This window comes from Paractinoplanes aksuensis (assembly GCF_024137025.1).
Lineage (GTDB): Bacteria > Actinomycetota > Actinomycetes > Mycobacteriales > Micromonosporaceae > Actinoplanes > Actinoplanes aksuensis.
The window spans coordinates 1-6974 of the sequence record NZ_JAMYJR010000071.1; the positions used below are offsets into that span (position 1 = coordinate 1).

10 protein-coding genes are annotated in these 6974 nt (G+C 72.7%); 4 read left to right on the plus strand and 6 right to left on the minus strand.

The genetic code is table 11. From position 1 onward, the window contains the following. On the plus strand, nt 1-476 hold a 476-nt coding region (locus M1L60_RS45980), incomplete at its 5' end, for a helix-turn-helix domain-containing protein (protein WP_253243946.1). A gap of 245 nt (nt 477-721) precedes the next feature. On the opposite strand, the gene M1L60_RS45985 is transcribed toward M1L60_RS45980, so the two are convergent. Further along, the gene (locus M1L60_RS45985; protein WP_253243947.1) at nt 722-1234 is read right to left on the minus strand and encodes an ester cyclase; all 513 of its coding nucleotides are present in this window, start codon (nt 1232-1234) and stop codon (nt 722-724) included. 62 nt (nt 1235-1296) lie between these two features. Here M1L60_RS45985 and M1L60_RS45990 point away from each other — a divergent pair, with 62 nt between their 5' ends. Then, the gene (locus M1L60_RS45990) at nt 1297-1932 is read left to right on the plus strand and encodes a TetR/AcrR family transcriptional regulator (protein WP_253243948.1); all 636 of its coding nucleotides are present in this window, start codon (nt 1297-1299) and stop codon (nt 1930-1932) included. A gap of 51 nt (nt 1933-1983) precedes the next feature. On the opposite strand, the gene M1L60_RS45995 is transcribed toward M1L60_RS45990, so the two are convergent. From M1L60_RS45995 to map, 4 genes are read right to left on the minus strand one after another with little or no spacing between them, the layout of a single operon-like run. Beyond that, nucleotides 1984-2772, minus strand: coding sequence for an SAM-dependent methyltransferase (locus M1L60_RS45995; RefSeq protein ID WP_253243949.1), 789 nt, complete (start codon nt 2770-2772; stop codon nt 1984-1986). A gap of 50 nt (nt 2773-2822) precedes the next feature. After that, the gene (locus M1L60_RS46000; RefSeq protein ID WP_253243950.1) at nt 2823-3467 is read right to left on the minus strand and encodes a class I SAM-dependent DNA methyltransferase; all 645 of its coding nucleotides are present in this window, start codon (nt 3465-3467) and stop codon (nt 2823-2825) included. A gap of 1 nt (nt 3468) precedes the next feature. Further along, on the minus strand, nt 3469-3990 hold the full coding sequence (locus tag M1L60_RS46005) for a DUF4262 domain-containing protein (RefSeq protein WP_253243951.1): 522 nt from the start codon (nt 3988-3990) through the stop codon (nt 3469-3471). A gap of 17 nt (nt 3991-4007) precedes the next feature. Next, complete coding sequence (map, locus tag M1L60_RS46010; RefSeq protein ID WP_253243952.1) at nt 4008-4778, minus strand: type I methionyl aminopeptidase; 771 nt, start codon at nt 4776-4778, stop codon at nt 4008-4010. A gap of 59 nt (nt 4779-4837) precedes the next feature. Between map and M1L60_RS46015 the strand changes: the two genes are divergently transcribed. Further along, complete coding sequence (locus tag M1L60_RS46015) at nt 4838-5104, plus strand: helix-turn-helix domain-containing protein (RefSeq protein WP_253243953.1); 267 nt, start codon at nt 4838-4840, stop codon at nt 5102-5104. A 46-nt stretch (nt 5105-5150) separates the two neighbouring features. After that, the gene (locus tag M1L60_RS46020; RefSeq protein WP_253243954.1) at nt 5151-5786 is read left to right on the plus strand and encodes a hemerythrin domain-containing protein; all 636 of its coding nucleotides are present in this window, start codon (nt 5151-5153) and stop codon (nt 5784-5786) included. On the opposite strand, the gene M1L60_RS46025 is transcribed toward M1L60_RS46020, so the two are convergent. Further along, nucleotides 5746-6974 (minus strand): hypothetical protein (locus M1L60_RS46025; RefSeq protein ID WP_253243955.1); only part of this gene is annotated, 1229 nt, incomplete at its 5' end. The two genes, M1L60_RS46020 and M1L60_RS46025, sit on opposite strands and share 41 nt — an antisense overlap.

Sequence of the window (6974 nt, forward strand, 5' to 3'; positions counted from 1 at the left end):
GTCCGGCCGCGTCGGTGCTGGATCGGGAGCCGGACGAGCTGCTGCGTCATCGAGCCGGGATCGGCCCCACCGGTCCGGTCGCGGCGCTGCCCGAGTCGTGGGCGGCCGCCCGCACGGCCCTGCGGTTCACCGCCGAGGGCACCGAGCGCGACCCCGGCCGTCGCGTCGTGCACGCCGATGACCTGGGCGGCCTGATGCTGCTGGCCGCCGCCGTCGGCCCCGGCACCGAGCCCGTGCCCGACGTGCTGGCCCTCGACCGCGCGACCGCACCCTGGATGCTCACCACCCTCGACGCGGTGGCCGAAACGGCCAGCCTGCGCGCCGCCGCGACGGTGCTGCGCGTCCACCACTCCACGCTGCAGGACCGCCTGGCCCACACCATTCCCGTGCTGGGCTGGGACGTCCGCGAGCCCCGCGGCCGCCTGCGCCTGCAACTGGCACTCGCCCTGCGCCGCCTGCACCGCAACAACCACTGACCCCGCCATTTGGCAAAGACCCGCGCGGCGCTATCGGGCCGTGCGGCAACCCGCGACATTGATCGGGTTGAGCGGCAAATCGTGCGGTGCTACTTCGGCTGGGCGGGGGCGACAAGCCGCGTGGTGCTGAACGGGCCGGGTAACCGCACCGCGATGGTTGTGTCGGGGAACCCGCGCAGTGCTGATCGGGCCGGGCGGTGATCGGCGGTGCCGGTCTGACCAGGGTCCGAGCCGCGGCGCGCCGGTCAGGCGGCCGTGCGGCGGGCCTGGCGTTTGGCGCGGGCCATGCGCCACAGGTAGGCCGGGGTCGGGGGGACCCAGCCCAGCTGGGTGGCCAGGCCCAGGTCGTCGCGGTTGGCCCAGTGTTCGGTGACCTGGCCGTCGCGCATGCGGAACCAGTGGGTCTGGGTGACGGCGAAAGTGCGGCCGGTCGGGGGGAACGCCTGGGCCACCTCGCCCTGTTCGTCGTAGGAGACGAATGGGCCGACCTGGCGGCCCGACATCGTGCAGTGCACGGCGATCAGTTCGCCGTCGGCGACTGTGTCGTGGATGTCGAAGGACAGGTCGGCGAATGCGGCGCGCAGCCAATGGGCGGTGGCCGCGAACGCGGCCGGGCCCCGGCCCCGGCAGGCCGGGGGCTCGTCCTTGGCCTCCCGGTTGGTGGCCTCGGGGTGGACGATCGCGGTCAGCTCGCCGAGGTCGCCGGAGGCCATGAGGGCCATGGAGCGGATGCAGACGTCGGTGTCGATGGTGCGCATGGGACCTCCACTGAAGAATCGGTTACAGTGGAGAAGTATTCGATACTGACGGGCGGTACTCAATGACTCGTCGTGCATACGACAACAGCCGGCGGGCCGAGCAGGCGCGGCTGACCCGCCGCCGCGTGCTCGAGGCCGCGCGCGAGCTGCTGATCGAGCGAGGTCCGGCCGCAGTGACCATGCGGGACGTGGCCGGGCGGGCGGAAGTCTCGGCCGAGACGGTCTACAAGACGTTCGGCACGAAGGCGGCGCTGATCAAGGACGTCTACGACGTCACGCTGGCCGGGGACGACGAGCCCATCCCCATGATCGACCGGCCCGAGATCCAGGCCGTTTTCGCCGCCTCGGGCGGGCGGGACAAGCTGGCCCGGTACGCGCACGCCGCACGCCGGATCGCCGAGCGCACCGCGCCGCTGCTGGTCCGGTTGCTGGCCGGCGCGCACGGGGGCGACCCCGACCTGGCCGAGTTCCGGCGCACGACCAACGCCGAGCGCATGGCCGGCGCGGGCGGCATCGTGCGCCACCTCGCCGGCACCGGCGGCCTGCGGGACGGTCTCGATCCGGCCCGGGCCACCGACATCGTCTGGACGCTGATCGCGCCCGAGGTCTACGAACTGCTCGTCGGCGAGCGGGGCTGGACCCCCGACGAGTACGAGAGCTGGCTGGCCCGGGCGCTCGCCGACGCGATCGCGGGCTAGGGTTCGTTGCTTCCGGCCGGGTGTAAGGCATGGGCCGGCCAGAAACGAACCCTACGGCTTGCGCCCGATCCCGCCGTACGAATCCTGGTGGACCTGATCGGAACCCTCGGCCGGCCGCCAGGCGGTAACGGTGACCACGCCCGGCTCGACCAGTTCGAGGCCGTCGAAGAAGCGGGCGATCCGTTCGGGGCTGCGCAGGTGGTAGTCGTGGCCGCCCTCGCTGGACACCTTCGCGCCCTCGACGATCAGCTCGCTGGTGTCGGTGCCGTCGTAGAAGGCCAGGTAGCTGCCCGACGGGAGCAGGTCGACCAGGCCGCGCACGATGCCCAGGGCCTCGTCGTCGTCCTCGACGTGGCCCAGGATGCCCATCAGCATCAGCGCGACCGGCCGGCTGAAGTCGAGTGTGCGGGCGGCCTCGCGCCGGATCGTCTCGGTGTCGTTCAGGTTGGCGTCGATGAAGTCCGTGACGCCCTCGGGGCCGCTGTTGAGCAGCACCCGGGCGTGCGCGAGGACCAGCGGGTCGTTGTCGACGTAGACCACGCGCGAGGTGGGCGCGATCCGCTGGGCCACCTCGTGGGTGTTGTCGGCGGTGGGCAGCCCGGTGCCGATGTCGAGGAACTGGCGGATGCCGGCCTCCCCGGCCAGGTAGCCGACCGTACGGGCCAGGAAGGCCCGGCAGGCCTGGGCGTTCTCGACGATGGCCGGGAAGACCTCGCGCACCTTGTCGCCGACCGCGCGGTCGGCCGGATAGTTGTCCTTGCCGCCCAGCCAGTAGTTCCAGACGCGCGCGCTGTGCGGCACGCTCGTGTCGAGCTGGGGTGCGCCGTCGCTCACGATCATCCTCCGTCCACCGTGGAGGAAGGGAGTATTCCAGGTCGGCCCGCCCGCGGCTATCCCTTGCGGACCAGCATGTAGCCGTACGCGGGCTCCGGCGAAACGGGCGGGGTGCTGCCCTCGAAGACCGGCTCGAAGCCGGCGGCCGCGAAGCGTTCCGTCATCTCGCGGGCCGAGAGCCAGTACCGGTCGAAGTTGATGCCGAGCTCCTCGACGACGCTGCCGGGCGCGTTGCGGCGTACGGTGCCGTCGCCGTGCTTGAACGCGGCCACCAGATAACCGCCCGGGCGTACGATCCGCGCCAGCTCCGCGAAGGCCGGCTCCCGCGCGTCGGGCGCCAGGAAGATCAGCGAGTACCAGCACACCACCCCGGCCAGCGACGCGTCGGAGTACGGCAGGTCGCGCACATCGGCCACCTCGTACGCGAAGCCGGGGTTGTCCCGCCGCGCCACCTCGACCATCTTGGGCGAGAGATCCACCCCGCGCGGCGCCAGACCCAGGCTCGCCAGGTAGGGCAGCAGCCGCCCGGTGCCGCAGCCGACGTCCGCGACCTCGGGCCCCACGGCCAGGGTCATCTCGGCGAACAGCCCTAGCATCGCCCGCTCGACCGGCATGCCCTCGAGTATCCCGACCAGGTTCTCGGCGTACCACTCGGACAGCACGTCGTGCGCGTCCCGCAGTTCCTTGGTCCCGTCATCCATGTCAGACATCCTGGGTCCAGACGCCCGGCGGGTGTTTCTCGGGGGTAAGCCAGAGGTGGGGCTGGGCCAGGCTGCCCGTGTCCCACGGGAACGCGCCTTGCCGGTCGGGCCAGACGACCTGCAGGACCGGGACCGGGGGCCGGCGGTAGAACCACATGGCCTGGCCGAAGAAGGCGCGGAACCAGTCCGGCTCGACCTCCCGCAGGTGCAACGGGTAGCCGTTGATGACTCCGTCGTGGGACTGGCCGTCGGCCAGGTCGTCGCGCCGGCCCAGCGTGTTGAGGCAGGACTGCATGACGCCCACGTCCAGGCCGAACATGGCCAGTTCCGGCTCGCCCCGGCTGTGCCGACGGCCGATCGTGTACGCCCAGCCCGGGCCCTCCTCGTCGGCCGGCACGCCGGTGACGCTCCAGCCGAACTGGCCGACGTTCTCGATCACGCCGTGGTCGCCTGGGTCGTAGTCCCCGCGATCGCCGTAGTCGTGACAGATGACGCAGTGGCAGATCCGGGAAGCCTCGAGCACGCGTCGAGCGTAGGGGATCACGCCGGGCGGCGGGTCAGCACCTGCGGGCCGGTGGGGGTGACGGCCACCGTGTGCTCGGAGTGGGCGGTGCGGGAGCCGTCGGCCGAGCGGATGGTCCAGCCGTCCTTGTCGTACTTGATCTTGTCGGTGGTCCTGCACAGCCACGGCTCGATGGCGACGGTCAGGCCGGGGTCGAGGCGCATGCCCCGGCGGGCCCGGCCGTCGTTCGAGATGTGCGGCGCCTCGTGCATGGTGCGGCCGATGCCGTGCCCGCCGAACTCGTGGTTCACCCCGTAGCCGTACGAGTGAGCGACCTTCCCGATCGCGGCCGAGATGTCGCCGATCCGGCCGCCGGGCTGCGCGGCCTCGATGGCGGCCTCCAGTGCGACCTCGGTCGCCTCGATCAGTTCGAGGTCGGCCGGGTCGGGCGTGCCGACCACGAACGAGAGCGCCGAGTCGGCCGCCCAGCCGTCGATGGCCAGGGCCATGTCGATGCTGAGCAGGTCGCCGTCGCGCAGCACGTAGTCGTGGGGCAGGCCGTGCAGCACGGCGTCGTTGACCGACAGGCAGAGCACGTTGCGGAACGGGCCCCGGCCGAACGAGGGGGAGTAGTCCCAGTAGCAGGAGTCGGCGCCGCGCTCCTTGATCCGGCCGCGGGCGTGGTGCTCGATGTCCATCAGGTTGACGCCGACCGCGGCCACGCCGCTCAACTCGGCGAGCAGCTCGCCGACGAACTGGCCGGCCACCGCCATCCGGCCGATCTCTTCGGCCGACTTGAGCTCGATCACCACAGACTCCTTCTCCGACACTCTTACCTAGGTATTTTTATACCAGGTAGTCTTCGAGGATGGTCCGCCCACCCCTGACGCCCGAACAGATCGCCGCCGGCCAGCGTCTCGGCGCCGCCCTGCGGGCCGCCCGCGGCGGTCGTGGCCTGGTCGAGGTGGCCCTGGCCGCCGGCATCTCGCCCGAGACCCTGCGCAAGATCGAGGCCGGCCGGCTGCCCGCGCCCGCGTTCGGCACGGTGGTCGGCCTCAGCCAGGCTCTGGGCGTGCCGCTGGCCGAGCTGGCCGAGGTCTGGCTGGCCGACGAGCCCGTCCGCCAGGCTTCTTAAGTCGCTGTTAGGCCGGCTGCAGGTGGGTCCCGGCAGCGTACGGGCCATGAACAACGAACCCACCGGCCTGCTGCTGGCCCACCGCGCCATGCTCCGCGACCTCGACCGCCTGGCCGAGCTGACCCGGCAGCTGGCCACGACCCGGCTCGACCGCAAGCGGTCGGCCGCCGTCGCCGACTACCTGAGCGACTTCTGCGACAGCATCCACCACCATCACAGCGCCGAGGACGAGGTGCTGTGGCCGGTGCTCGAACGGGCGGCGGGCGCGCACGTCGACCTGACCGAGCTGACCGACGACCACGCCGTGCTCGACCCCAAGCTGGCCCGGATCCGCCAGGGGGCGGCCGCGCTGCGGGCCGGGCACACCGTCTCGGCCGAGCTGGCCGCCGACCTGGCCGACCTGCGGGACACCCTGCACGAGCACATCGCCGACGAGGAACGCACGATCGTGCCGCTCATCCGCACGTACGTGTCGGACGACGAGTGGAACCGCGTCGAGTCGGTGATCCGCAAGCGCGGGGCCAAGATGACCTTCGAAGTGCCGCGCATCCTGGCCGTCTGCACCGACGACGAGCTGGCCGAGACCCGGCGCGAGGGCGGGATCCCGGTCGCCCTGATGATCAAGCTGTTGCCGCTGCCGTTCAAGCGCCGTGAGAGCCTCGTCTTCGGAGGCTCGCGGTGAGGGCGGCGGCCGATTTCCCGTACGCCGGATCGCCGGTCAGTGCGTGCAGGGCGCTGTCGACCGGACCGGCATAGAGCGAGCCCGAGTCTAGACCGGCGACCCGGCCCGCGAACGGCAGCAGCTCGGCCAGCAGCTCAGCGCCCGCCGCGGCATCGCCCAGCCGGGCCGCCGCGTGCGCGCGCAGAGCGGTGAAGCCGAGCCAGTAGTAGTTGCGGTCGATCGGCCGGCGCCCGGCCCACACCCGCCGGGCCCCGGCCTCGTCCCCGCCGTCCAGCAGCGCGAGCACGAGCGGGTCGCTGACCCGGCCCGGGAACACGGCCTCGACCGCGGTCAGCTCGTCGCGCAGCGGCCCGAAGTCGTCGCGGGCCAGCGCCGCCCCGATCCGCCCCACGGTGGCCATGGCGGCCCCGTTGAACGCGCCGTGCTCGGCCAGCCGCCGGCTCACCTCGTCGTACCGTTCGAGGGCCTCGTCGACCCGCCCGGCCAGCAGTTCGAGCAGGGCCGTGAAGATGCCGACCACGGCCAGCAGACTGCCCAGCTGGCCGGTGGTCGAGCGGGCGACGGCCAGCCCCATCTCGGACCGGGCCCGATCGAGGTCGGTGTGCGCGGCCGAGTCGAGGAAGAGCAGCCAGTGCGCGACCGCCTCGTGGTCGATCTGACCCGACTCGACGGCCACCGCCAGGTACTCCTCGGCGATCGGGCGGCGTTCCGCGCGCAGGTCGGGGCCGAGCGCTGCGTACGCCCGCACGTTGAGCGCCGCGCACAGCAGGCGCGCGTCCCCGGCGCCACGCGCGAGGGCCAGGGCCTGGGCGCTGACCGGCTGCGCCTCGGCCTCGTCCCAGCCCTCCAGCTCGCGGAAGAGCGCGAGCAGCAGCCGTACGCGCAGGTCGTCGGCAAGTTGGCCGGCGAGCCGGGCCCGGATCGCCTGGACCGCGGCCGACGACGGCTCGCGCCCCTCCCGGGTCGTCCAGATCAGCGGCGCGTCCCAGGCCACCAGCAGCGCGACGTCGTCGTGGCCGGTCAGCGCGTCGAGATAGATGGCGCGGGCCCGCACCATGTCGCCGGCCCGGGCGTGCGCGGTCACGGCCGGCGCCAGCAGCTCGACCGCCGGCCCGGTGGCCCGGGTGCCCGCCAGCCGCCGCAACCGCAGGGCCTGCCGCCACTCGGCGGCCGCCTCCCGCCACGAGC

Excerpts from the sequence above, each read along its gene's own strand:
- M1L60_RS45990 (WP_253243948.1), top strand. The coding sequence starts at position 1,297 with ATGACTCGTCGTGCATACGACAACAGCCGGCGGGCCGAGCAGGCGCGG.
- M1L60_RS45985 (WP_253243947.1), bottom strand. The coding sequence starts at position 1,234 with ATGCGCACCATCGACACCGACGTCTGCATCCGCTCCATGGCCCTCATG.
- M1L60_RS46020 (WP_253243954.1), top strand. The coding sequence starts at position 5,151 with ATGAACAACGAACCCACCGGCCTGCTGCTGGCCCACCGCGCCATGCTC.
- M1L60_RS45995 (WP_253243949.1), bottom strand. The coding sequence starts at position 2,772 with ATGATCGTGAGCGACGGCGCACCCCAGCTCGACACGAGCGTGCCGCAC.
- M1L60_RS46000 (WP_253243950.1), bottom strand. The coding sequence starts at position 3,467 with ATGGATGACGGGACCAAGGAACTGCGGGACGCGCACGACGTGCTGTCC.
- M1L60_RS46015 (WP_253243953.1), top strand. The coding sequence starts at position 4,838 with ATGGTCCGCCCACCCCTGACGCCCGAACAGATCGCCGCCGGCCAGCGT.